Origin of the sequence: Buttiauxella sp. BIGb0471 (assembly GCF_024807715.1) — a bacterium.
GTDB classification, from domain to species: domain Bacteria; phylum Pseudomonadota; class Gammaproteobacteria; order Enterobacterales; family Enterobacteriaceae; genus Buttiauxella; species Buttiauxella agrestis.
The window spans coordinates 1-23,060 of record NZ_JANUEU010000003.1; the positions used below are offsets into that span (position 1 = coordinate 1).

Annotated in this window: 24 protein-coding genes, 1 pseudogene and 1 other annotated feature; of the genes and pseudogenes, 11 read left to right on the forward strand and 14 right to left on the reverse strand. The window is 48.9% G+C overall.

The features are described from left to right. Window positions 1-319: 319 nt before the first annotated feature. The 3 genes from clpB to rluD all read right to left on the reverse strand — a co-directional run bounded on the left by clpB (window position 320) and on the right by rluD (window position 4,732). A complete protein-coding gene (clpB, locus tag M2371_RS10815) occupies window positions 320-2,893 on the reverse strand; it encodes an ATP-dependent chaperone ClpB (protein ID WP_172893446.1) in 2,574 nt (857 codons plus the stop codon). A gap of 130 nt (window positions 2,894-3,023) precedes the next feature. Then, entirely contained in the window at window positions 3,024-3,755 is a 732-nt protein-coding gene (gene yfiH, locus M2371_RS10820; RefSeq protein WP_259267718.1) for a purine nucleoside phosphorylase YfiH, read from the reverse strand. Beyond that, window positions 3,752-4,732: a 23S rRNA pseudouridine(1911/1915/1917) synthase RluD gene (rluD, locus tag M2371_RS10825; protein ID WP_034497779.1), complete on the reverse strand. Its 981-nt coding sequence runs from the start codon at window positions 4,730-4,732 to the stop codon at window positions 3,752-3,754. The genes yfiH and rluD overlap by 4 nt, the downstream gene beginning before the upstream one ends. 130 nt (window positions 4,733-4,862) lie before the next feature. On the opposite strand from rluD, the gene bamD reads away from it, so the two are divergent. The 4 genes from bamD (at window position 4,863) to pheA (ending at window position 7,625) form a co-directional block, all read left to right on the forward strand. Next, window positions 4,863-5,600, forward strand: a complete 738-nt coding sequence (gene bamD, locus M2371_RS10830; protein ID WP_259267719.1) for an outer membrane protein assembly factor BamD — start codon at window positions 4,863-4,865, stop codon at window positions 5,598-5,600. A gap of 273 nt (window positions 5,601-5,873) precedes the next feature. Then, complete coding sequence (gene raiA, locus M2371_RS10835) at window positions 5,874-6,212, forward strand: ribosome-associated translation inhibitor RaiA (RefSeq protein WP_034457302.1); 339 nt, start codon at window positions 5,874-5,876, stop codon at window positions 6,210-6,212. 104 nt (window positions 6,213-6,316) lie between these two features. Further along, window positions 6,317-6,443: a sequence feature (Phe leader region), on the forward strand. Beyond that, window positions 6,318-6,365, forward strand: a complete 48-nt coding sequence (gene pheL / locus M2371_RS10840) for a pheA operon leader peptide PheL (RefSeq protein ID WP_193216298.1) — start codon at window positions 6,318-6,320, stop codon at window positions 6,363-6,365. It overlaps the preceding feature by 48 nt. Window positions 6,444-6,464: 21 nt before the next feature. Further along, the gene (gene pheA / locus M2371_RS10845) at window positions 6,465-7,625 is read left to right on the forward strand and encodes a bifunctional chorismate mutase/prephenate dehydratase (RefSeq protein ID WP_172893444.1); all 1,161 of its coding nucleotides are present in this window, start codon (window positions 6,465-6,467) and stop codon (window positions 7,623-7,625) included. Window positions 7,626-7,654: 29 nt separating this feature from the next. Here the strand turns inward: pheA and M2371_RS10850 are convergent, their stop codons facing one another. From M2371_RS10850 to aroF, 3 genes are all read right to left on the reverse strand, one after another. After that, on the reverse strand, window positions 7,655-8,530 hold the full coding sequence (locus M2371_RS10850; RefSeq protein WP_172893443.1) for an SMP-30/gluconolactonase/LRE family protein: 876 nt from the start codon (window positions 8,528-8,530) through the stop codon (window positions 7,655-7,657). 74 nt (window positions 8,531-8,604) lie between these two features. Beyond that, window positions 8,605-9,726 (reverse strand): bifunctional chorismate mutase/prephenate dehydrogenase, encoded by a 1,122-nt coding sequence (tyrA, locus tag M2371_RS10855; protein WP_259267720.1) that lies wholly within the window; start codon window positions 9,724-9,726, stop codon window positions 8,605-8,607. An 11-nt stretch (window positions 9,727-9,737) separates the two neighbouring features. Continuing rightward, a complete protein-coding gene (gene aroF, locus M2371_RS10860; protein WP_034497787.1) occupies window positions 9,738-10,808 on the reverse strand; it encodes a 3-deoxy-7-phosphoheptulonate synthase AroF in 1,071 nt (356 codons plus the stop codon). Between the two features lie 287 nt (window positions 10,809-11,095). On the opposite strand from aroF, the gene M2371_RS10865 reads away from it, so the two are divergent. Further along, a complete protein-coding gene (locus tag M2371_RS10865; RefSeq protein ID WP_172893441.1) occupies window positions 11,096-11,467 on the forward strand; it encodes a DUF2799 domain-containing protein in 372 nt (123 codons plus the stop codon). Window positions 11,468-11,523: 56 nt separating this feature from the next. Here M2371_RS10865 and rplS read toward each other — a convergent pair whose 3' ends face one another. The 5 genes and pseudogenes from rplS to ffh all read right to left on the reverse strand — a co-directional run bounded on the left by rplS (window position 11,524) and on the right by ffh (window position 15,043). Beyond that, a complete protein-coding gene (gene rplS / locus M2371_RS10870; protein WP_034457314.1) occupies window positions 11,524-11,874 on the reverse strand; it encodes a 50S ribosomal protein L19 in 351 nt (116 codons plus the stop codon). Between the two features lie 40 nt (window positions 11,875-11,914). Next, window positions 11,915-12,683, reverse strand: a pseudogene (gene trmD / locus M2371_RS10875) (tRNA (guanosine(37)-N1)-methyltransferase TrmD). Window positions 12,684-12,728: 45 nt separating this feature from the next. Next, entirely contained in the window at window positions 12,729-13,277 is a 549-nt protein-coding gene (gene rimM, locus M2371_RS10880; RefSeq protein WP_034497792.1) for a ribosome maturation factor RimM, read from the reverse strand. Between the two features lie 18 nt (window positions 13,278-13,295). Further along, complete coding sequence (gene rpsP / locus M2371_RS10885; RefSeq protein ID WP_034457320.1) at window positions 13,296-13,544, reverse strand: 30S ribosomal protein S16; 249 nt, start codon at window positions 13,542-13,544, stop codon at window positions 13,296-13,298. Window positions 13,545-13,681: 137 nt separating this feature from the next. Next, window positions 13,682-15,043, reverse strand: a complete 1,362-nt coding sequence (ffh, locus tag M2371_RS10890; RefSeq protein WP_115627547.1) for a signal recognition particle protein — start codon at window positions 15,041-15,043, stop codon at window positions 13,682-13,684. A 172-nt stretch (window positions 15,044-15,215) separates the two neighbouring features. On the opposite strand from ffh, the gene M2371_RS10895 reads away from it, so the two are divergent. Both M2371_RS10895 and M2371_RS10900 read left to right on the forward strand, forming a co-directional pair. After that, entirely contained in the window at window positions 15,216-16,004 is a 789-nt protein-coding gene (locus M2371_RS10895; protein WP_034497796.1) for an inner membrane protein YpjD, read from the forward strand. A gap of 25 nt (window positions 16,005-16,029) precedes the next feature. After that, window positions 16,030-17,316, forward strand: a complete 1,287-nt coding sequence (locus M2371_RS10900) for an HlyC/CorC family transporter (RefSeq protein WP_034497798.1) — start codon at window positions 16,030-16,032, stop codon at window positions 17,314-17,316. A gap of 70 nt (window positions 17,317-17,386) precedes the next feature. Here M2371_RS10900 and grpE read toward each other — a convergent pair whose 3' ends face one another. Then, window positions 17,387-17,971 (reverse strand): nucleotide exchange factor GrpE, encoded by a 585-nt coding sequence (grpE, locus tag M2371_RS10905; protein ID WP_034497825.1) that lies wholly within the window; start codon window positions 17,969-17,971, stop codon window positions 17,387-17,389. A gap of 130 nt (window positions 17,972-18,101) precedes the next feature. Here grpE and nadK point away from each other — a divergent pair, with 130 nt between their 5' ends. The 3 genes from nadK (at window position 18,102) to bamE (ending at window position 21,258) form a co-directional block, all read left to right on the forward strand. Beyond that, the gene (nadK, locus tag M2371_RS10910; RefSeq protein ID WP_259267721.1) at window positions 18,102-18,980 is read left to right on the forward strand and encodes an NAD(+) kinase; all 879 of its coding nucleotides are present in this window, start codon (window positions 18,102-18,104) and stop codon (window positions 18,978-18,980) included. 86 nt (window positions 18,981-19,066) lie between these two features. Then, window positions 19,067-20,728, forward strand: a complete 1,662-nt coding sequence (recN, locus tag M2371_RS10915) for a DNA repair protein RecN (RefSeq protein WP_259267722.1) — start codon at window positions 19,067-19,069, stop codon at window positions 20,726-20,728. 188 nt (window positions 20,729-20,916) lie between these two features. After that, a complete protein-coding gene (gene bamE, locus M2371_RS10920) occupies window positions 20,917-21,258 on the forward strand; it encodes an outer membrane protein assembly factor BamE (protein WP_034497803.1) in 342 nt (113 codons plus the stop codon). A gap of 62 nt (window positions 21,259-21,320) precedes the next feature. On the opposite strand, the gene M2371_RS10925 is transcribed toward bamE, so the two are convergent. Both M2371_RS10925 and M2371_RS10930 read right to left on the reverse strand, forming a co-directional pair. Further along, a complete protein-coding gene (locus tag M2371_RS10925) occupies window positions 21,321-21,611 on the reverse strand; it encodes an RnfH family protein (RefSeq protein WP_259267723.1) in 291 nt (96 codons plus the stop codon). Further along, a complete protein-coding gene (locus M2371_RS10930; RefSeq protein ID WP_034497807.1) occupies window positions 21,601-22,038 on the reverse strand; it encodes a type II toxin-antitoxin system RatA family toxin in 438 nt (145 codons plus the stop codon). Before M2371_RS10930 ends, M2371_RS10925 begins: the two co-directional genes overlap by 11 nt. Window positions 22,039-22,192: 154 nt before the next feature. Here M2371_RS10930 and smpB point away from each other — a divergent pair, with 154 nt between their 5' ends. Continuing rightward, complete coding sequence (gene smpB, locus M2371_RS10935; protein WP_259267724.1) at window positions 22,193-22,675, forward strand: SsrA-binding protein SmpB; 483 nt, start codon at window positions 22,193-22,195, stop codon at window positions 22,673-22,675. The last annotated feature ends 385 nt before the right edge of the window (window positions 22,676-23,060 follow it).

Genomic DNA, 23,060 nt, shown 5'->3' on the forward strand with positions numbered 1-23,060 from the left:
AGATTGTCTGATAAATTGTTAAAGAGCAGTGAGTTACGCGCTTTCGCTTGCTAACTCGAGGTGGCGTATATTACGCTTTCCTCTTTCAGAGTCAAGCGTTTATTTTCGCTTTTCATCTGGCTGACGGGCCGGTTTGTAAGCCGTTGTGCCGTGTCAGTGGAGGCGCAGTATAGGGATTTTCCGGAGGCTGACAAGTACTAAAATACAAAATACTCATCGACCGCTCACTTTCCAGGCAACACACCTTTAAAAACCCTCATATCGCCTAGTTTTTAAACAAAAACGAGCCCCAAAGGGCTCGTTTTATCTTTTTTGTGACTTACTGCACTGCCACAATATGATTGTCTTTTACTTCCAGATGCACAGATTTCCCAGGAATCAGCTCTCCAGAAAGGATTTGCTGAGCAAGTGGGTTCTCAATTTGCTGCTGGATGGCACGTTTCAACGGTCTTGCACCATACACCGGGTCATAACCATTCTCGCTAAGCAGCTTCAGAGCCTCTTCAGAGATAGTGACTTCATAGCCACGGTCTTCGAGACGTTTATACAAACGCTGTAACTGAATCTGCGCGATAGAAGCGATGTGTTTTTCACCCAGAGGATGGAACACCACGACTTCATCTATACGGTTAACAAATTCAGGACGGAAGTTCTGGCTAACAACGCCAAGTACAATGTCCTTCATATGACCATAATCCAACTCGCCGAAACGTTCCTGAATCAAATCGGAACCGAGGTTAGAGGTCATAATCACAACAGTATTACGGAAGTCGACCGTTCTCCCCTGCCCATCAGTCAGGCGTCCGTCGTCCAAAACCTGTAATAAGATGTTGAACACATCCGGGTGCGCCTTCTCAACTTCATCCAACAGAATGACAGAGTAAGGACGACGACGAACCGCTTCTGTCAGATAACCGCCCTCTTCGTAACCAACATACCCCGGAGGCGCACCGACCAAACGAGAGACCGAGTGTTTTTCCATAAACTCGGACATATCGATACGCACCATTGCGTCATCGCTATCAAACATAAAGTTCGCCAGCGCTTTGCACAGTTCGGTTTTACCTACACCCGTTGGCCCAAGGAACAGGAACGAACCAATTGGGCGGTTCGGGTCAGACAAGCCCGCACGGCTACGGCGAATTGCATTCGATACGGCTTCAACCGCTTCATTCTGCCCAATAACACGAGTATGAAGTTGTTGTTCCATACGCAGCAGTTTCTCGCGCTCACCTTCAAGCATTCGCGCCACAGGGATCCCCGTCCAGCGTGCCAGCACTTCCGCAATTTCTGCATCAGTGACTTTATTACGCAAAAGACGCATGGTTTTCCCTTCATTCTGAGTGGCAGCTGCAAGCTGTTTCTCAAGCTCAGGAATTTTCCCGTATTGCAATTCAGACATTCTGGCCAGGTCGCCGACGCGGCGAGCCTGTTCAATGGCAATTTTCGCCTGCTCCAGCTCCGCTTTAATAGTCTGTTCACCAGAAAGGGATGCTTTCTCAGCTTTCCACTCTTCTTCCAGCACGGAATACTCACGCTCTTTTTGCCCTAATTCTTCTTCAAGCATACTTAAACGTTTCTGGCTGGCTTCGTCAGACTCTTTCTTCAGTGCCTGCTGTTCCAGTTTGAGCTGGATAATTCGACGATCCAGACGGTCGAGCTCTTCTGGCTTCGAGTCAATCTGCATACGAATGCTGGAAGCCGCTTCATCAATCAGGTCGATGGCTTTATCCGGCAACTGACGGTCAGCGATGTAACGGTGCGATAGCGTCGCAGCCGCAACAATCGCCGGGTCCGTAATTTGCACGTGGTGGTGCAATTCGTAGCGTTCTTTCAGCCCACGCAAAATCGCGATGGTGTCTTCTACAGAAGGCTCGGCAACAAATACTTTCTGGAAGCGACGCTCAAGTGCCGCATCCTTCTCTATATACTGACGATATTCATCAAGTGTAGTCGCACCGACGCAATGAAGTTCACCGCGAGCCAGTGCTGGTTTGAGCATATTGCCCGCATCCATTGCACCGTCAGCTTTGCCTGCACCAACCATAGTGTGCAATTCGTCAATAAACAGGATGACATTACCTTCCTGTTTAGAAAGGTCGTTCAACACACCTTTAAGACGTTCTTCAAATTCGCCACGATATTTCGCACCAGCCACCAGCGAGCCCATATCCAGAGCCAATACACGGCGCCCTTTCAAACCTTCCGGCACTTCACCATTAATAATGCGCTGCGCCAGGCCTTCAACGATGGCGGTTTTACCCACACCTGGTTCACCGATTAATACTGGGTTGTTTTTGGTACGACGTTGCAATACCTGAATAGTACGGCGAATTTCTTCATCACGGCCAATCACCGGATCGAGCTTGCCTTGTTCTGCACGCTCGGTCAGATCGACGGTATATTTTTTCAATGCCTGACGTTGGTCTTCGGCACCTTGATCATTCACGTTCTCGCCTCCACGCATTTGCTCAATTGCTGCTGTCACATTTGCCGTGGTAGCACCCGCTGATTTCAGTAAATCAGTTAATGTTCCGCGTGATTCAAGTGCTGCCAGAACAAATAACTCTGACGAAATGAAGTTGTCATTTCGTTTTTGCGCCAGTTTGTCACACAGGTTTAATGCACGGACTAAATCCTGCGAAGGCTGAACGTCACCGCCCGTCCCTTCAACTTGTGGCAAACGGCTTAATGCTTGCTCGATCTCAGTACGCAGCTTTCCGGCATTTACACCAGCAGATGTCAGTAAAGGGCGTACAGATCCGCCTTCCTGATTGAGCAACGCGCTCATCAAGTGAAGGGGTTCGATAAATTGGTTGTCGTGCCCGAGAGCCAGAGATTGGGCATCGGCGAGAGCAAGCTGGAATTTATTAGTAAGACGATCCAGACGCATAACTCCTCCCATAAACAGGTCAAATTTGCTACTGGAGATTAAATGAGGTCATCCCTCAATTATTCAAGGTTAATGACCTGAAATATTTGAAGCGTTTGTTACCTGCGCTGGATCGTCTTGATTCAATAAGTTATAACAGCCAAATGAAACTTGCCATACGGCCTGTGGTTCTGTCGCGTCGATATGAGAAAAAATCACCCGCTTCGCTGTAGGTACAGCGGTCGCCACCATAAATTTGGGTAATACCTACAGCTGACAAACGTTGGCGGGCCAACGTGTAGATGTCTGCGATGTATTTATCCCCAGACGGGCGAAATGCGCTGTCGGCCTGAATATCTTTGGCCATAAACGCTTCACGCACTTCAGGGCCAACTTCAAATGCTTCAGGTCCGATAGCCGGGCCAAGCCACGCCATAATATTTTCTGGCACGTCTTTAAAACAAGCTACGGTTTCTTCAAGAACGCCTTCGCACAGGCCGCGCCATCCAGCATGAGCAGCCGCAACTTCCGTTCCGGCCTTATTACAGAATAGCACCGGCAGGCAATCAGCAGTCATTACCGCACAAACAGTATCTGGCGTTGAGCTGTATGAAGCATCAGCACGTTTGGACAGATAAGGTTCGCCAGTCAGTTTTAAGACATCTTTGCCGTGAACCTGCTCTAACCAAACAGGCTTAGAGGGCAACATTGCTGCGGCAAAGAAAAGGCGACGGTTTTCTTCGACATCATCCAGATTATCACCGCAGTGAGCCCCCAGATTAAGCGAGTCGTAAGGCGGCTGACTCACGCCGCCAATACGTGTCGAACTGCACGCCGCCACTCCTTGAGGAAGCGGCCAATGCGGGACGATCAATTTACTCATAGCCAGTCCAGTTGGTCCTTGTGGAGTTCTGTATCAACGCGCAACGCTTCAATTAACTCGACCATATCCTGAGGAATTGGCGCATGCCATTCCATCAACATACCGCTGATCGGGTGATGAAGGCGCAGCATTGTTGCGTGTAAAGCCTGCCTGTCAAACTTACGCAGCACGCTGACAAACTCTTCCGATGCACCTTTTGGTGGGCGCGGACGACCACCATAAAGCTGATCGCCAACCAACGGATGAGTGATATGCGACATGTGTACACGAATCTGGTGAGTACGGCCGGTTTCCAGACGCAGGCGCAGACGCGTATGAACACGGAAATGCTCCATGATTCGATAGTGTGTAACCGCAGGTTTACCCATTGGATGCACAGCCATATGTGTACGTTTGGTCGAATGGCGACTGATTGGCTCATCTACTGTGCCACCTGCCGTCATATGACCAATTGCGACCGCTTCATACTCACGCGTGATTTCGCGTAATTGCAAAGCCTCAACCAGGTGAGTTTGCGCCGGTACTGTTTTCGCCACCACCATCAAACCGGTGGTGTCTTTATCCAGACGATGCACAATGCCCGCACGCGGCACATCGGCAATCGGTGGATAATAATGCAGCAGTGCATTTAGTACGGTTCCGTCAGGATTACCCGCACCAGGATGCACAACGAAATCACGCGGCTTGTTAATCACCAGAATATCGTCATCTTCATAGACAATATTAAGCGGGATATCTTGTGGTTCCCAGCGCACATCCTCTTCGATTTCTGCATTGATTGTGACGCTCTCGCCACCCAATACTTTTTCTTTTGGCTTGTCGCTGATCGTGCCGTTGACCAGCACGCGTTGTTCAAGAATCCATTCTTTTATGCGCGATCGTGAATAATCAGGGAACAATTCGGCCAAAGCTTGATCTAAGCGTTGACCGAGTTGAGATTCGGACACTGTTGCGGTGAGTTGTACTAGTTGTGCCATAGACAGCTTCTTCGTTAACGTTGGGTTTTACGGCAATGCCGTTTAATATAGTGTGCTATTGTAGCTGGTCTTTATCGGGAGCTGGTACTGTGAGCCTCCCGGATAACATTCTGAGGAAAGTCAAAACGTCATGACGCGTATGAAATATCTGGTGGCAGCAGCCACGTTGAGCCTGGCTTTGGCTGGTTGCTCCAGTTCCAAGGATGAGGTTCCTGATAATCCACCTTCTGAGATCTATGCGACTGCCCAGCAAAAGTTGCAGGACGGTAACTTTAAAGCGGCGATAACGCAACTGGAAGCGCTGGATAACCGTTATCCGTTCGGGCCTTACTCACAGCAAGTGCAGTTAGATCTTATTTACGCTTACTATAAGAACGCTGATTTGCCGCTGGCTCAGGCTGCGATCGATCGCTTTATGCGTCTGAATCCTACCCATCCAAACATCGACTACGTACTTTACATGCGTGGTCTGACGGACATGGCGTTGGATGATAGCGCATTACAAGGTTTCTTCGGTGTAGATCGTTCAGACCGAGATCCTGCTCATGCTCGTGATGCTTTCAACGATTTCTCTAAACTGGTTCGTGGTTATCCGAACAGCCAGTATGTCACCGATGCCACCAAGCGTCTGGTGTTCCTGAAAGATCGTTTAGCGAAATATGAGCTTTCGGTGGCGCAATACTACACTAAACGCGGCGCGTGGGTTGCAGTAGTTAACCGTGTCGAGGGAATGTTGCGCGATTTCCCTGATACTCAGGCCACTCGTGATGGTATGAAGTTGATGGAAAATGCTTACCGCGAAATGCAAATGCCGGCTCAGGCCGATAAAGTTGCTAAAATTATCGCGGCTAATAGCAGCAAAGCCTGATTAGCTGATTTATAAAAACAAAATGGCAGCCCTGGTGGCTGCCATTTTTATTGCCTGAAACACCAAACTGAAACGGTTTAGCGTCAGGTCATCCCATCAAATATGGACGCTATTTCTTCGTTCCACAAGCTTTAAAAAACAGAGATCCTGTCCTGCCTCACAAAAAGGGTTTGCTGACAAAAAGTGACAAAATAGTGTGATTCACATCACACATTTTGACATTCAGAAAGGTATGCTGGAGTTACCAAGACGGGAAAGACAAGAGGTAACTTTATGACAATGAACATTACCAGCAAGCAAATGGAAATCACCCCAGCTATTCGTCAGCACGTCGCAGACCGTCTCACTAAACTGGACAAGTGGCAAACTCATCTAATTAATCCACACATTGTTTTGTCCAAAGAACCGAAAGGATTTGTGGCTGATGCCACCATTAATACGCCAAACGGCCAGCTCGTAGCGAGCGCTAAACACGATGATATGTATACGGCTATCAACGATTTGATTAACAAACTGGAGCGGCAGTTGAATAAAGTGCAACACAAAGGTGAAGCGCGTCGCACAGCAGGCTCAGTGAAAGACGTTGCTATCGCGGAAATTGAAGAAGAGTAAATTTTAGCTTTATCAATCATACCAACGCGCCTCCGGGCGCGTTTTTTATTGACAGAGCGAAAACAGACCGGGTACCTTACTTGTACGACTTATCAGGAACCGCCCATGAAATTATTTCCGTTTTTCTTCGCATTCTTTTTTACCTTCCCCTGAATGGGAGGCAATTCGTCGTGTGATAAAGAATGCGAAGACGAACAAACAGGCCTCCCCCAGCGGGGAGGCCTTTTTTATGGAATTTAAAAAGGTAGCGTTATGAGTGAGACAAGCCCATTGCTGGGACTACGCGATAAAATCAGTGCACTGGATGTAAAACTGCTGGCTTTGCTGGCAGAACGTCGCTTGTTGGCTGTAGAAGTCGGAAAGGCCAAACTTGCAACTCATCGCCCAGTGCGTGATATCGATCGTGAGCGAGATTTGCTGGAGCGCCTGATTACTCTGGGTAAAACGCATAATCTGGACGCCCATTACATCACTCGTCTGTTTCAGCTCATCATTGAAGACTCAGTCCTGACACAGCAAACGCTATTGCAGCAGCATCTTAATAAAACTAATCCGCAATCAGCTCGAATCGCGTTCCTCGGCCCAAAAGGTTCTTACTCGCACCTTGCCGCTCGTCAGTATGCCGCTCGTCACTTTGAACAGTTTATTGAAAGTGGCTGCGCTAAGTTCCATGACATCTTCAACCAGGTTGAAACGGGCCAGGCCGATTACGCCGTCGTACCGCTAGAAAACACCAGTTCAGGTGCCATCAATGATGTGTACGATTTATTACAGCACACCAGTTTGTCTATCGTTGCTGAAATGACCGTGCCAATCGACCACTGCGTGTTAGTCAAAGGTACTACCGATTTAGACACTATTCAGACGGTATACAGCCATCCGCAACCTTTCCAGCAATGTAGCCAGTTCATCAACCGTTATCCAAACTGGAAAATTGAGTATTGCGAAAGCACCTCCGCTGCAATGGAAAAAGTCGCGCAGGCAGACTCACCACATGTTGCAGCGCTAGGCAGCGAAGCCGGCGGTGCGCTTTATGGCTTACAAGTTCTTGAACGCAACCTGGCAAACCAGACACAGAACATTACCCGTTTCATTGTGTTGGCACGCAAAGCAGTAGAAGTGACCGACCAGGTCCCTGCCAAAACGACCTTGCTGATCGCTACCGGTCAACAAGCCGGTGCTCTTGTAGAAGCGCTGCTGGTTCTGCGTAATCACAATCTGATTATGACGAAACTGGAATCTCGCCCGATTAACGGCAATCCGTGGGAAGAGATGTTTTATCTGGATGTTCAGGCAAACCTGAACGATGAAACGATGCGTAAAGCTCTGCGCGAACTGGGTGAAATCACTCGCTCCATGAAAGTGCTCGGCTGCTACCCAAGCGAAAACGTAGTTCCAGTCGATCCGGCATAACACTGGCAGTAAGCCAGCGCCATGCTGGCTTACTGTGTCTGTTTAAACTTCAGTTTGGGCATTCCCGCAACCGCGACGCCGAGCATAAAAATCGCCCCAGATAATGGCTTCGCAGCAACTTCTGCATCATCCATGTTTTCTCGCGTCGTTGTGATAAACAACGTTTTCATATCATCGCCGCCAAAGCACACCATTGTCGGGCATCGCACCGGTAACCGGTATTCTTCAAGTATTTCACCCGTTTGCGATAAACGGGCAATCCGATAGCCATCAAACAATGCTGTCCAGTAGCAGCCTTCCACGTCAATTGCGGCGCCGTCAGGAATGCCTTGCCCTGGCTCGAAACGCTTAAACACTTCGCGTTTGCCCGGTTCACCTTGCTCATTTAAAGGGGTTCGGTAAATCACTCGATTTGGCGTATCGGAGGTAAACATCCATTTTTTATCTTCACTAAACGCTAAACCGTTAGCACCGTGAATATCATGTTGGATGACATGCGGCGTCAGATCATTGTCCACGCGGCACAGTAACGCACCGTTGTAATCGCCCGGCCCCCAAAATGTTCCGGCGTAAAAACGCCCCTCTCTGTCAGTTCCACCATCATTGAAACGAGCCAAAGCCGGATTATTGGGATTATCACAAACTTTACGAGTGATAAGCCCAGTGCGATTGGTGAGATAAATTCCACTTCGCAGCGCAACAATAAAACCGCCCGTTTCGCATAAAGCAAAACAGCCGACTTCCTCTGAAAATTGGATTACATCGTGTTTTTTGCTTTCGACGTTATAGCGATGAATTTCATTTTCGAGAATGTCTGTCCAGTAGAGGCAATTTTCTTCTGCACTCCATGTCGGGCATTCAGGTAAGTGGCCGGTGTAATCGAACAGAACCTGCGGCTGTGCCATTTCTCTATCCTTTTGCCAATAAAAAAAGCCAACGAGTTTCCCCGATGGCTTTCAATTATAAAACTATTTCACAATTACGGGCGGCTATCATTAGCCTGGCGTAATAAAGTGCGGCTTTCACTCTGGAAGCGCTGTGCGTAATCACCAAACCAGTGCTCAACCTTACGGAAACTGTCGATAAACGCTTGCTTATCGCCATGCTCCAGTAAACTAATGGCCTCACCAAAACGTTTGTAATAGCGCTTAATCAGCTCCAGATTGCTTTCTGAAGACATAATAATGTCTGCGTAAAGCTGCGGATCTTGTGCAAATAAGCGCCCTACCATTGCCAGTTCCAGGCGATAAATCGGCGATGAAAGCGCAAGCAACTGCTCTAACTGAACATTCTCTTCAGCAAGATGCAAACCATAGGCAAAAGTTGCGAAGTGGCGCAGCGCCTGAATAAACGCCATGTTCTGATCGTGTTCAACTGCTGTGGAACGGTGTAAACGCGCACCCCAAACTTGAATTTGTTCAAGGAACCACTGATACGCTTCAGGCTGACGACCGTCACAATAAACCACGACTTGCTTCGCAAGGCTTCCGCTATCAGGGCCAAACATAGGGTGCAGACCGAGCACAGGTCCCTGATGTGCAGCCAACATAGCTTGCAATGGGCCATTCTTCACGGATGCGAGATCGACCAGAATACAGTCATCAGGCAGCCGGGGTAATTGAGCGATAACCTGTTCTGTGATGTGAATCGGAACACTCACAATCACCATTCCAGCATCAGCCATTAACTCTGGCGCTTTAGCCCAGTCTTCTTTTTCAAGAATACGAACCTGATAGCCTGACAAAGTGAGCATCTTTTCAAACATGCGCCCCATCTGACCACCACCACCGACGATAACCACCGGGCGTAACGCAGGAAACAGTGTTTTGAAACCTTTGTCGTTCTCACTTGAGTAAGACTCTCGCATCACGCGGCGCAGAACATCTTCAATCAGATCCGGTGGAACTCCCAAAGCCTCAGCTTCTTTGCGGCGTGAAGCCAACATTGCAGCTTCACGTTCCGGGACATAAATCGGTAAACCATACTGGCTTTTGACTTCGCCAACTTCTGCTACCAGTTCCAGGCGGCGTGCCAGTAGCCCCAGCAACGCCTTATCCACTTCGTCAATTTGATCGCGTAGCGCGGTCAATTCAGCCACCATAGTAAAACCTCTTATGCCTGACGCGCCGCAAGCGTACCGTTCAGATCTTTATGAATCTCACGCAGTAAAGTCTCTGTCGTTTCCCAATCGATGCATGCATCTGTTACGGAAACACCGTATTTCATTTCACTGCGAGGTTGCTCTGAAGATTGATTTCCCTCGTGGATGTTACTTTCAATCATCAGGCCAATAATAGAACGATTGCCATCTTTGATTTGAGCGACAGCTGATTCAGCGACGCCCGGCTGGCGGCGGTAGTCTTTGTTTGAGTTGCCATGGCTGCAATCTATCATCAAGGCCGGGCGGAGTCCCGCCTGCTCCATCTCTTTTTCACACTGCGCGACATCTGCCGGGCTGTAGTTTGGCGCTTTGCCGCCGCGTAAAATCACGTGGCCATCAGGATTTCCCTGAGTTTGGAGCAAGCAAACCTGGCCCGCTTGGTTGATGCCGACGAAACGGTGCGGCATAGATGCGGCACGCATCGCATTGATCGCAGTACCGAGGCTGCCATCAGTACCATTTTTGAAACCAACTGGCATAGAAAGGCCGGACGCCATTTCACGGTGAGTCTGAGATTCAGTAGTACGCGCACCGATTGCAGACCAACTGAACAGATCCCCTAAGTATTGCGGGCTGTTTGGATCAAGCGCTTCGGTCGCCAACGGCAGGCCCATGCTGACCAGCTCTACCAGCAAGTTACGTGCGATTTTCAAACCACCTTCAACATCAAACGAGCCGTCCATATGAGGATCGTTAATCAATCCTTTCCAGCCCACAGTAGTACGTGGTTTTTCAAAATAGACGCGCATCACGAGGTACAGACTATCGCTAACTTGTTCAGACAGTGTTTTAAAACGACGAGCATATTCAATCGCGGTTTCAGGATCGTGGATTGAGCAAGGTCCACACACCACCAACAGACGAGGATCGCGGCCAGCGATAATGTTGGAAATCGTCTGACGGGACTGTTCAATCTGCGCTTCCTGAGCGGCAGTCAGCGGGAATTCCGCTTTCAATTGGTCCGGAGTGATAAGTACCTGTTCGTCAGAAATATGAACGTTGTTCAGCGCGTCTTTTTGCATGATGGCGATCCTGTTAGCTCGTTTGCGATAGTCGTTTCCTCAGTGAGGATGGAGCTACCTTATCATCTTTAGTAAAGATTGCAATCCATTTTACGTAAACAATACGTTACACTAACAAAATAATTGCCGTTTAAGGCACATTAAAACATTATAAACGTAAATAAAAATATACACCCTGCATAAACAAGCCCGTTTGCTGCGCATTCATGCATTCTTTAAAAAATAACGTCATGGGAACCATAACCACTCTATGCTCAGAGAATACCCTTTGAAATGGATATCCCGGAATGCGTTACCTAGCTCTGATTCCTGCCTTGTTATTGACTGGCTGTTATGTCGACCCCTATACCCATGCCCCAACGCCCGCCCCCACCGACTGGTATCAGGCTGGCTGGGATGATGCGATGTCGGGACAACCCATAAGAAGCAACCCTGTCATTGCGCATTTGCATAACGATGAAAATGTTGACCGTGAAGAATGGTTAAAAGGTTATGCCGGTGGCCAGGAGCGGATTTGTGATCCTAAATTTTTAGAGATCCTGGGAGAAAGCGGAAAGTCGTTCCCAGCCAGCTGCGAAACACTTCCGGATGTAGCCGAGCGGCAAGCGCAATGGGAAAAAGCGAGTCGTAAAGGCTTTCAGGACTCCTTCATGCATTAAGCAAAAAAAGGGCTGCCAAATGGCAGCCCTTTATATGGATGTCGCGTTAGCGAATCTTACTTAGTCAGACGCTCTTTAATACGAGCAGACTTACCAGTGCGCTCACGCAGGTAGTACAGTTTAGCTTTACGAACGGCACCACGACGTTTAACAGTAATGCTATCGATTACTGGGGAGTGAGTCTGGAATACACGCTCAACACCTTCGCCGTTGGAAATTTTACGAACAGTGAATGCAGAGTGCAGACCGCGGTTACGGATTGCAATAACCACGCCCTCAAATGCCTGCAGACGTTTTTTAGAACCTTCAACGACCCATACTTTCACTTCCACGGAATCACCCGGACGGAATGAAGGTACATCCTGTTTCATCTGTTCTTGTTCAATTTGCTTAATAATGTTGCTCATAATTTTGTCTCTTATCCTGGGTAAACTGATAATCGGGGGCTTACGCCATCCCATCATGTTTATGTTGCTGTATTTGCGTGTTCACGTTGGAACTCCGCCAGCAACCTTGCTTGCTCTTCAGTCAGAGCCAGGTTTTCCAGAAGTTCAGGTCTTCTAAGCCAGGTACGGCCCAGCGACTGTTTCAGGCGCCAACGGCGAATATCTGCATGGTTTCCCGACAGCAAAACTGGCGGAACCTCCATGCCTTCTAACACTTCAGGACGAGTATAGTGTGGGCAGTCCAGCAATCCATCGGCAAACGAATCTTCGATTGCTGATGCCTGATGACCCAAAACTCCCGGAATAAACCGTGAAACTGAGTCAATCAATACCATTGCTGGTAACTCACCACCGCTGAGAACGTAATCGCCAATTGACCATTCTTCATCAATTTCGGTTTGGATTACGCGCTCATCTATCCCTTCGTAACGGCCACAAACCAGAATTAACTTCTCATTTGTTGCCAGTTCACAGACGCCTTCTTGATCAAGCTTGCGTCCCTGAGGTGACAGATAGATAACCTTAGCACCTTCTCCCGCCGCTGCTTTCGCTGCGTGGATGGCTTCCCGCAAAGGATTTACCATCATGAGCATACCCGGTCCGCCGCCGTAAGGACGATCGTCCACGGTACGGTGTCGGTCATAAGTGAAGTCACGTGGACTCCAGCTCTGGATGCTCAGCAGGCCATTTTTTACTGCCCGGCCAGTTACCCCGAAATCGGTAATTGCACGAAACATCTCTGGAAACAGGCTAACTACACCAATAAACACAAGCCAATCCCCATAACGCCGTCTTTTACCGTTTATCCGGAGGTTTTAAAAACCAGGATCCCAATCTACTTCAATGGTTTGAGTAGCGAGATCGACTTTCTTGATAACCTGCCCATCGAGGAACGGAACCAGCCGCTCCTTGATACCGAACGCATCTTTCAGGTTTGCCTTAATGACGAGAACGTCATTTGAGCCGGTTTCCATCATGTCGATGACTTTACCGAGCTGATATCCCTGAGTCGTTACCACCTGGCAACCCATAAGGTCTTTCCAGTAGTAATCGCCCTCTTCGAGACCTGGCAATTGCGCTGAATCAATCACAATTTCGCAATTAGTGAGTAGATTCGCCGCATCCCGATCGTCAACGCCTTTCAGCTTGATGATCAGATCCTGATTGTGGTGCTTCCAGCTTTCCAGCTGTACTTGCTGCCACTGACCCGCCTTCTGGATAAACCAGGGCTGATAGTCAAAAATGCTATCGGCGTCTTCGGTGGAGGAAAACACTCTGAGCCAACCTCGAATACCGTAGCAGGATCCCATCTTACCCAATACGATTGGGTTAACAGGTGCCTTTGCGGAGATTTGATTGCTCATCATGACCACCGTGACAGATTAAGCTGCTTTTTTTGCTGCTTTGATCAGCGCAGATACGCGATCAGAAACGGTTGCGCCCTGGCCAACCCAATGCTCGATGCGATCCAGATCCAGGCGAGTTGCCTCGTCTTTTTCGCCAGCGATAGGGTTGAAGAAACCAACGCGCTCAATGAAGCGACCGTTACGTGCATTACGGCTGTCAGTAACAACAACCTGGTAGAACGGACGCTTTTTAGCGCCGTGACGTGCTAAACGAATAGTTACCATAACATCCTCTTTAGTGAATAAAACACCAGGCCCCATCGAGGGATGGAGCCTGGTGTCATATTAAAAGCCCGAAAATTGTACTCATTCCTGAGCGGAAATCAATTTTTGTTTTACAAGCAAAACAAAAATTACAGAAATTAACGGCCTGGGAAACCTGGCGGCATCATACCTTTCATGCCGCGCATCATTTTCGCCATTCCGCCTTTCTTCATCTTTTTCATCATGCGTTGCATGTCGTCGAACTGCTTAAGCAGACGGTTGACGTCTTGCACCTGCATACCCGCACCCATCGCGATACGACGTTTACGTGAACCTTTGATAATCTCTGGCTGCGCACGCTCTTTGAGCGTCATGGAATTAATAATCGCTTCCATACGCACCAGAACTTTGTCATCCATTTGCGACTTAACGTTATCCGGCAACTGCCCCATACCTGGCAGTTTGCTCATCATACTCGCCATGCCGCCCATGTTTTTCATTTGCTTGAGCTGGTCAAGGAAGTCGTTGAGATCAAACCCATCGCCCTTCTTGAGTTTGGTGGCAAGTTTTTCCGCCTGAGCACGGTCAACTTTGCTCTCAATATCTTCGATAAGCGACAGAACATCGCCCATCCCCAGAATACGAGAAGCGATACGATCCGGGTGGAAAGGCTCCAGCGCTTCGGTCTTTTCGCCTACGCCGAGGAATTTAATCGGCTTGCCGGTGATATGACGAATGGAAAGAGCCGCACCACCACGTGCATCACCGTCGACTTTGGTCAGTACAACACCCGTCAATGGCAACGCTTCGTTGAAAGCTTTTGCGGTATTTGCCGCATCCTGGCCGGTCATGGCGTCGACAACAAACAGAGTTTCAACTGGGTTAATCGCAGCGTGAACCTGTTTGATTTCATCCATCATCGCTTCATCAACGTGCAAACGACCGGCGGTATCCACCAGCAGCACGTCAAAGAATTTCAGCTTCGCTTCTTTCAGCGCCGCATTAACGATATCGACCGGTTTTTGACCGACATCAGACGGGAAGAAATCGACACCGACTTGTTCAGCCAGCGTTTCCAGCTGTTTGATCGCCGCAGGGCGATAAACGTCAGCAGACACCACCAGCACTTTTTTCTTGTGCTTCTCACGCAGGAATTTACCTAACTTACCTACGCTTGTGGTTTTACCCGCACCTTGCAGACCCGCCATCAGCACAACGGCTGGCGGCTGTGCTGCAAGATTCAGGCTGGCATTCTCTTCGCCCATCGCCGCAACCAGTTCGGCGCGCACAATTTTGACGAACTCCTGACCCGGAGTCAGGCTTTTGTTAACTTCATGGCCAACCGCTTTTTCTTTTACGCGGCTGATAAAGTCACGCACCACCGGCAGCGCAACGTCCGCTTCCAGCAATGCCATGCGCACTTCGCGCAGTGTTTCTTTTACATTCTCTTCAGTCAGCCGCCCGCGGCCGCTGATATTGCGCAGTGTGCGCGACAGACGGTCAGTTAAATTATCAAACATTGTCTTTTGCCTAACGTGGTAACTTAGGGCCGCAGCTTGCGACACAAAACAGAATTTGGCGGATTATAACATGAAGCCGCCTTTGGTGTGATGCAACGGTTAGAGTTGGAGCAGGCGGCAGGTAACGTTATACTGGTTTTTTTCTTCTCTGGCTAATTGACCGACACTTTATATGCCTGTTTTCGCAATCCTTGCGCTTGTAGCCTATTCCAGCAGCCTCGCGCTGATTATCCCAAGTCTGCTGACAAAAAACAGCGGATGGCGTCGTTTCGCTATCATCTCTGCTGTTATCGCTCTGGTAAGTCACGGCCTGGCGCTTGAAGCTCGTATTTTTAACGCTGACGGGGGGCAGAACCTCAGCTTGCTTAACGTCGGCTCACTCGTCAGTTTGATGATTTGCACGGTGATGACCATCGTTGCGTCACGCAATCGCGGTTGGCTACTGTTGCCAATTGTTTACGCATTTGCGCTCATCAACCTGGCGCTTGCCACCTTTATGCCCAATGAATTCATCACCCATCTGGAAACAACACCAGGTATGATGGTGCATATTGGTCTGTCACTCTTTGCCTACGCCACGCTGATTATTGCTGCACTTTACGCGCTACAGCTGGCATGGATTGACTACCAGCTCAAAAATAAAAAACTCGCCTTCCGTGCTGAAATGCCGCCGTTGATGAGCATTGAGCGCAAAATGTTTCATATCACCCAAGTCGGTGTGGTCCTGCTGACGTTAACTCTATGCACCGGCCTGTTTTATCTGAAAAATCTTTTCAGCCTCGAAAACGTCGATAAAGCGGTGTTGTCGATTCTCGCATGGTTTGTCTACATCGTTTTACTTTGGGGACACTATCATGAAGGTTGGCGTGGCCGCCGTGTGGTGTGGTTTAACGTCGCGGGTGCAGCGATTCTGACTCTCGCCTATTTTGGTAGCCGCGTCCTGCAACAATTCGTCGGCTAATGTTGTCTTTATAAAGGAAATCCTTTTGGAACAGATCTCAACGACTACGTTGATTGTCACACTGATCATCATGGTAGTCGTTTCAGCGTACTTCTCCGGCTCTGAAACCGGCATGATGACGCTTAACCGTTACAAGCTGCGCCACCTAGCCAAACAGGGCAACCGCGCCGCTAAACGGGTCGAAAAACTGCTTCGCAAGCCAGACCGCCTGATTAGCCTAGTGCTCATCGGTAATAACCTGGTCAACATTCTGGCCTCAGCCATTGGCACAATCGTCGGCATGCGTTTATACGGTGATGCTGGCGTTGCTATCGCAACCGGTATCCTCACCTTCGTGGTTCTGGTCTTTGCTGAGGTGCTGCCAAAAACTATCGCCGCGCTGTACCCAGAAAAAGTCGCCTTCCCGAGTAGCTTCCTGCTCGGCCCGCTGCAAATCCTGATGATGCCCCTGGTATGGTTGCTAAACATCATCACGCGTATGTTGATGCGCCTGATGGGTATCAAAAACGTCAGCACCGTCAGTAGCGCGCTAAACAAAGACGAATTACGTACCCTGGTGCATGAGTCACACACAAAAATCTCCCGTCGCAACCAGGATATGCTGCTCTCTGTTCTGGATCTCGAAAAAATGAGCGTCGACGACATCATGGTGCCGCGAAATGAAATCGTCGGTATCAATATCAACGACGACTGGAAATCTATCGTTCGCCAACTGACGCACTCTCCTCACGGGCGCATTGTGCTGTATCGCGACACGCTGGATGACGCCATCAGCATGCTGCGAGTGCGTGAAGCCTACCGTTTGATGACGGAAAAGCAGGAGTTCACCAAGGAAACCTTGCTGCGTGCATCCGATGAAATTTACTTTGTCCCGGAAGGCACTCCGCTCAGCGTGCAACTGGTAAAATTCCAGCGCAATAAGAAAAAAGTCGGCCTGGTCGTTGATGAATATGGCGACATTCAGGGATTAGTCACGGTCGAAGATATTCTTGAAGAGATTGTCGGCGACTTCACCACGTCAATGTCCCCAACACTCGCCGAAGAAGTGATGCCGCAAAACGATGGTTCCGTGATTATCGAAGGCAGTGCGAACGTGCGTGAAATCAACAAAGCGTTCAACTGGACGTTACCGGAAGATGAAGCACGCACCATCAACGGTATGTTGCTCGAAGAGCTGCAAGAGATTCCGGCTGTTGAAACGCGTGTGCGCTTAAGCCACTACGATATTGATATTCTCGACGTGCAGGACAACATGATTAAGCAAGTCCGCGTGACCCCAGTTACGCCGCTTCGAGAGAGTGTCCAAGAGTAAATCGCTTTTGTAGCAGACACAAAAAAGCCAGCCGCGAAGGCTGGCTTTTTATTTAAAGCAATGGTGCGAATTACGCTTTGGCTTTAGCCACAGAAACCATTGCTGCGCGCAGTGTGCGGCCATTCAGGGTGTAACCCTTTTGCATCACCATCAGCACATGGTTTGGTGCAACATCTTCGGACTCAACCATTGCAATCGCCTGATGGACATCCGGATTGAACGGAACATTGGTCTCGCCAACCACTTCCACACCAAATTTACGCACCACATCCAGCATTGATTTCTGAGTTAATTCAATGCCTTCAATCATAGCGGCTAAATCGGTATTGGACTTGTCTGCCACTTCCAGAGCGCGGTCCAGGCTGTCGATAACCGGCAGCAGCTCATTGACAAATTTGTCCAGAGCGAACTTGTGCGCCTTCTCAATATCGAGTTCGGTACGGCGACGGAGGTTTTCCATTTCCGCTTTGTTGCGTAACACGCTGTCACGCTCGCGCTGCTGAACTTCTTCCAGTTGCGCTGTTAAATCGGCAATTTGTTCATCGCGCGGATCAACCACTTCGGCACCCTCTACGGCCTCGACTTCTTCGTGGCTTTCCATTGCAATTTCGTCCGAGACTTGCTCGTCTGGTGTTTTCTGATCTTTACTACTCATGAATTTCTCCGCGTTTTTAGCATTCATCTCGCTGGTTCGCTTATTATGGGGATCAGTTTCCGGGATTCAAGGGAACGTGACATATTGTCATAATAAGACGGCATATCTGCGCATAAGGACCTTCAGCATAATGAACAAACATTTCAACTGCATTGGTATTGTCGGGCATCCACGTCACCCTACAGCCCTCACCACGCATGAAATGCTGTATCGCTGGCTATGCAAAAAAGGCTACGACGTGATTGTCGAGCAGCAAATCGCCCAGGAACTTAACCTCCAGAATGTGAAAACTGGCACGCTGGCGGAAATCGGGCAACAGGCTGATCTTGCGGTCGTGGTCGGCGGCGACGGCAATATGCTAGGTGCCGCGCGTGTACTTGCCCGTTACGATATCAAAGTCATCGGCATCAACCGTGGCAATCTCGGTTTTCTGACCGACCTTGACCCAGACAACGCACAACAACAACTGGCCGATGTGCTCGAAGGGCATTACATCGCCGAGCGCCGCTTCTTACTCGAAGCACAGGTGTGCCAGCAGGACACGCCGACGCGCCTGAGCACCGCTATCAACGAAGTGGTTCTGCATCCGGGCAAAGTCGCTCATATGATTGAATTCGAGGTCTATATCGATGAAGTCTTCGCATTCTCACAACGTTCCGATGGGCTAATAATTTCGACGCCCACTGGCTCAACGGCCTACTCGCTCTCGGCAGGCGGACCTATTCTTACCCCGTCACTGGATGCCATTACACTGGTGCCGATGTTCCCGCACACGCTTTCTGCTCGCCCGTTGGTCATTAACAGCAGCAGTACCATCCGCCTGCGTTTCTCGCATATGCGCAGTGACCTTGAAATCAGTTGCGATAGCCAGATTGCCCTGCCCATTCAGGAAGGGGAAAATGTTTTGATTCGCCGCTGCGACTATCACCTCAATCTCATTCATCCTAAAGATTACAGTTATTTCAACACATTAAGTTCAAAGCTTGGCTGGTCGAAAAAATTATTCTAAAAAGTGCCACTAGCTCTTTACTGTATATAAAACCAGTTTATACTGTATGAAAACACAGTCATGTCTTTTCATACAGGAAAGCTATTATGCTGGCACAACTCACCATCAGTAACTTCGCAATCGTTCGTGAACTGGAAATCGATTTTCATCACGGCATGACCGCCATTACCGGTGAAACGGGTGCCGGTAAATCTATTGCTATTGATGCCTTAGGGTTGTGTCTTGGCGGCCGCGCTGAAGCTGATATGGTGCGTCAGGGTGCCAGCCGAGCTGATCTTTGCGCCCGCTTCTCTTTGAAAGACACTCCTGCCGCCCTGCGTTGGCTAGAAGAAAATCAACTTGATGATGGTCGTGAATGCTTGCTGCGCCGCGTTATCAGCAGCGATGGCCGCTCACGTGGCTTTATTAACGGCACGGCGGTTCCTCTTTCGCAATTGCGCGACCTCGGCCAGATGCTGATTCAAATTCATGGTCAACATGCGCACCAGCTTTTGTTAAAACCAGAACATCAAAAAAACCTGCTGGATGGTTATGCGGGTGAATCCGCACTGCTTTTAAAAATGGCAGAGAACTATCGCGACTGGCATCAAAGCTGCCGCACTCTGGCACAACACCAACAACTTGCTCAGGAACGCGCATCCCGCAGCGAGTTACTGAATTATCAATTGAAAGAACTCAATGAATTCTCACCGATTGCAGGTGAATTTGAGCAAATCGATGAAGAGTACAAACGTCTGGCAAACAGCGGGCAATTGATCTCCGTCAGCCAGCAAGCGCTGGCGATCCTTGCTGATGGCGAAGACAATAACCTGCAAAGCCAACTGTATACCGTTCGTCATTTGATGGAAGAGCTGGCTGGAATGGATGGCAAACTCTCTGGCGTATTAAATATGCTTGAAGAAGCTAACATTCAGATTTCGGAAGCCAGTGACGAGCTACGCCATTACTGCGATCGCCTCGATCTCGACCCAAATCGTTTGTACGAACTGGAACAGCGTATCTCGCGGCAAATCTCGCTGGCACGCAAACACCATATTTCTCCAGAAGAGCTACCCGCTTTTCATCAGCAATTGCTCGAAGAACTTCAACAGTTGGACGATCAGGCCAGCTCTCAGGATGAACTGATGCAAGCGGTAGCCATCCATCATCAGCAAGCGCTTAGCACCGCACGCGAATTACACCAGCGTCGCGCACACTACGCGGCGGAACTTTGCGAGCTGATCACTGAAAGCATGCATTCTTTGTCTATGCCTCACGGCAAACTCGCCATTGACGTTGAATTCAATGAAAATCACCTGACAGCAGAAGGTACGGACCGCATTGATTTCCGCGTCAGCACCAACCCTGGCCAGCCGTTGCAACCGCTGGCGAAAGTGGCCTCGGGTGGCGAGCTTTCACGTATTGCGCTGGCAATTCAGGTGATCACCGCACGTAAAATGGAAACACCAGCGCTGATTTTCGATGAAGTGGATGTCGGTATCAGCGGCCCAACAGCGGCAGTGGTGGGTAAATTATTGCGCCAGCTCGGCGAGTCAACCCAGGTTATGTGCGTCACGCATCTGCCGCAAGTTGCAGGCTGTGGCCATCATCACTTCTTTGTCAGTAAAGAAACCGACGGTGAAATGACCGAAACTCACATGCAGCCGCTCGATAAGCGCTCACGCTTGCAAGAATTGGCTCGTTTACTTGGTGGCAGCGAAGTCACCCGTAATACACTGGCTAACGCAAAAGAGTTGTTGGCGGCATAACCTCATCGTTCAAAAAAACACCAATCAGCTAGCATATTGTTAATTGAGCAGGTTTTAAGCCAACTTTTTTGCCGTACCAGGGTCAGAGTTAAGCGCCTTAATGTTTTAAACTGCGTAAAGGTTTATTATCATCGGCATATTATGAATGAGCCATGTGCTGCTCGGGCCCGAAAAGGAATCAAATCACTATGCGCTGTAAAACGCTGACTGCTGCCGCAGCGGTTCTTCTTATGCTGACCGCAGGCTGTTCCACTCTGGAGCGAGTGGTTTACCGCCCCGACATTAACCAGGGGAACTACCTGACACAGAACGATGTGTCAAAGATTCGTACTGGCATGACTCAACAACAAGTTGCGTATGCTCTGGGTACGCCAATGATGACCGATCCATTCGGTACAAGTACCTGGTTCTATGTCTTCCGCCAGCAACCAGGGCATGAAGGCGTAACTCAGCAAACACTGACTCTGAGTTTCAACAGCAGCGGTGTGTTGACCAACATCGACAACAAACCGAAGCTGGAAAAAGAATAACCAACAAAAAAGGTGCCGATGGGCACCTTTTTTTTTGGCTACTGTTTTGACTACTTATTTGTCTACTTCTGAGCGGCCTTTTCAGCGCGCTGGCGTCTTAACTCTTTCGGGTCAGCAATGAGCGGCCGATAAATCTCCACCCGATCTCCGTCGTTAAGCGTGTCGGTCAGTTTTACCGGTCGGCTAAAAATCCCAACCTTATTCTTCGTCAAATCAATATCGGTACGCAATTCGAGAATGCCCGATGCGGCAATCGCCTGCTCAACGGTACTCCCCTGCGCCAGCCGGACTTTAAGCAAGTACTGCTTTTCAGGCAGCGCATAAACCACTTCGACCTTAATTTCACGCGACACTGTAGACCTCTTTCGCACGCACGGTAAACGCCTGAACCATGTTACCCGCAAGCTCTTTGAAGATACGCCCAAACGCCAACTCAATAAGTTTGTTGGTAAATTCAAAATCAAGTTGGAACTCAATCCGGCATGCTTCAGCGCTTAATGGCGTGAACTTCCAGCCTCCCATTAATGACTTAAACGGCCCATCGACAAGATGCATCAAAATACTTTGATTGCTGGTCAAGGTGTTACGCGTCGTGAAAGTTTTGCTGATCCCAGCTTTGGAAACATCGACCGCCGCCGTCATCTGTTCGGCCGACGCGTTAAGCACCCGGCTGCCTGTGCAACCCGGTAAAAAATCTGGATAGGATTTCACGTCGTTCACTAATTGATACATCTGCTCCGCGCTGTAAGGCACTAGCGCAGTACGGGTAATCTGAGGCATAGCATTTCCTGAGAGTCACAAAACGGGCAAATAATAACATTTATCATCACGCAAAGAAAAACTCTTAGCCTGGAGCCGTGCTAAGATATGCCTTCATCCTCGCAGCGAAGCGGGGTGTATTTGAACTCCTGGATTACATATACTGAGCAGCACTATGACAAAGAAAAAAGCATTCAAACCAGGTTCAGCCACCATTGCGCAAAACAAACGCGCCCGCCATGAATACTTTATCGAAGATGAGTATGAAGCGGGGCTAGTGCTACAAGGCTGGGAAGTAAAATCTCTACGTGCCGGGAAGGCCAACATAGGTGATAGCTACGTCATTTTGAAAGACGGCGAAGCATACTTGTTCGGTGCCAACTTTACCCCATTAAATGTGGCTTCAAGCCATGTGGTCTGCGACCCTACACGCACGCGTAAGCTCCTGCTTAATCAGCGCGAACTGGACAATCTTTACGGCCGTATCAACCGTGATGGTTATACCGTCGTGGCTCTGTCGATGTACTGGAAAAATGCCTGGTGTAAAGTCAAAATCGGCGTTGCAAAAGGTAAGAAACAACACGACAAGCGTACAGATTTGAAAGACAAAGAATGGGCGCTGGATAAAGCTCGTATCATGAAGCACGCCGGTCGATAACCCTTATTCTATAACCTCCAGATATCATTACCGGTTCTTATTACTAAGAATCGGTAATGTATTTTATATTCCTGTTTTATAAATAAGTTAAATATAAAATTATCATTCTGAACAATTAGTTTCGGTAAGTTATTTATGGGAAATATATCCCGCACGTTTATTAGTTGTGTGCTACCCCTCATAAACACATTCAGTATTATCCGCAACAACCCGCTTCGTTGGATAAATCCTGCTTAATAAAAGCAAAATTTCTCACCTCAATTTCAACTCAAACAGATAAATGATCAACTTTCCAACCGGGAAAATACCCTTATAAAAACAGCGCCTTCGATTGATCGAGTCATCATATCCTCAGCACAAACAAACCCTGTAATACATTGAATAA

Excerpts from the sequence above, each read along its gene's own strand:
- rimM (WP_034497792.1), bottom strand. The coding sequence starts at position 13,277 with ATGAGCAATCAAATCTCCGCAAAGGCACCTGTTAACCCAATCGTATTG.
- pheA (WP_172893444.1), top strand. The coding sequence starts at position 6,465 with ATGAGTGAGACAAGCCCATTGCTGGGACTACGCGATAAAATCAGTGCA.
- tyrA (WP_259267720.1), bottom strand. The coding sequence starts at position 9,726 with ATGGTGGCTGAATTGACCGCGCTACGCGATCAAATTGACGAAGTGGAT.
- bamD (WP_259267719.1), top strand. The coding sequence starts at position 4,863 with ATGACGCGTATGAAATATCTGGTGGCAGCAGCCACGTTGAGCCTGGCT.
- yfiH (WP_259267718.1), bottom strand. The coding sequence starts at position 3,755 with ATGAGTAAATTGATCGTCCCGCATTGGCCGCTTCCTCAAGGAGTGGCG.
- rpsP (WP_034457320.1), bottom strand. The coding sequence starts at position 13,544 with ATGGTAACTATTCGTTTAGCACGTCACGGCGCTAAAAAGCGTCCGTTC.
- raiA (WP_034457302.1), top strand. The coding sequence starts at position 5,874 with ATGACAATGAACATTACCAGCAAGCAAATGGAAATCACCCCAGCTATT.
- smpB (WP_259267724.1), top strand. The coding sequence starts at position 22,193 with ATGACAAAGAAAAAAGCATTCAAACCAGGTTCAGCCACCATTGCGCAA.
- nadK (WP_259267721.1), top strand. The coding sequence starts at position 18,102 with ATGAACAAACATTTCAACTGCATTGGTATTGTCGGGCATCCACGTCAC.
- M2371_RS10850 (WP_172893443.1), bottom strand. The coding sequence starts at position 8,530 with ATGGCACAGCCGCAGGTTCTGTTCGATTACACCGGCCACTTACCTGAA.
- clpB (WP_172893446.1), bottom strand. The coding sequence starts at position 2,893 with ATGCGTCTGGATCGTCTTACTAATAAATTCCAGCTTGCTCTCGCCGAT.
- rplS (WP_034457314.1), bottom strand. The coding sequence starts at position 11,874 with ATGAGCAACATTATTAAGCAAATTGAACAAGAACAGATGAAACAGGAT.
- ffh (WP_115627547.1), bottom strand. The coding sequence starts at position 15,043 with ATGTTTGATAATTTAACTGACCGTCTGTCGCGCACACTGCGCAATATC.
- bamE (WP_034497803.1), top strand. The coding sequence starts at position 20,917 with ATGCGCTGTAAAACGCTGACTGCTGCCGCAGCGGTTCTTCTTATGCTG.
- grpE (WP_034497825.1), bottom strand. The coding sequence starts at position 17,971 with ATGAGTAGTAAAGATCAGAAAACACCAGACGAGCAAGTCTCGGACGAA.
- M2371_RS10865 (WP_172893441.1), top strand. The coding sequence starts at position 11,096 with ATGCGTTACCTAGCTCTGATTCCTGCCTTGTTATTGACTGGCTGTTAT.
- aroF (WP_034497787.1), bottom strand. The coding sequence starts at position 10,808 with ATGCAAAAAGACGCGCTGAACAACGTTCATATTTCTGACGAACAGGTA.
- rluD (WP_034497779.1), bottom strand. The coding sequence starts at position 4,732 with ATGGCACAACTAGTACAACTCACCGCAACAGTGTCCGAATCTCAACTC.
- M2371_RS10930 (WP_034497807.1), bottom strand. The coding sequence starts at position 22,038 with ATGCCTCAGATTACCCGTACTGCGCTAGTGCCTTACAGCGCGGAGCAG.
- M2371_RS10895 (WP_034497796.1), top strand. The coding sequence starts at position 15,216 with ATGCCTGTTTTCGCAATCCTTGCGCTTGTAGCCTATTCCAGCAGCCTC.
- recN (WP_259267722.1), top strand. The coding sequence starts at position 19,067 with ATGCTGGCACAACTCACCATCAGTAACTTCGCAATCGTTCGTGAACTG.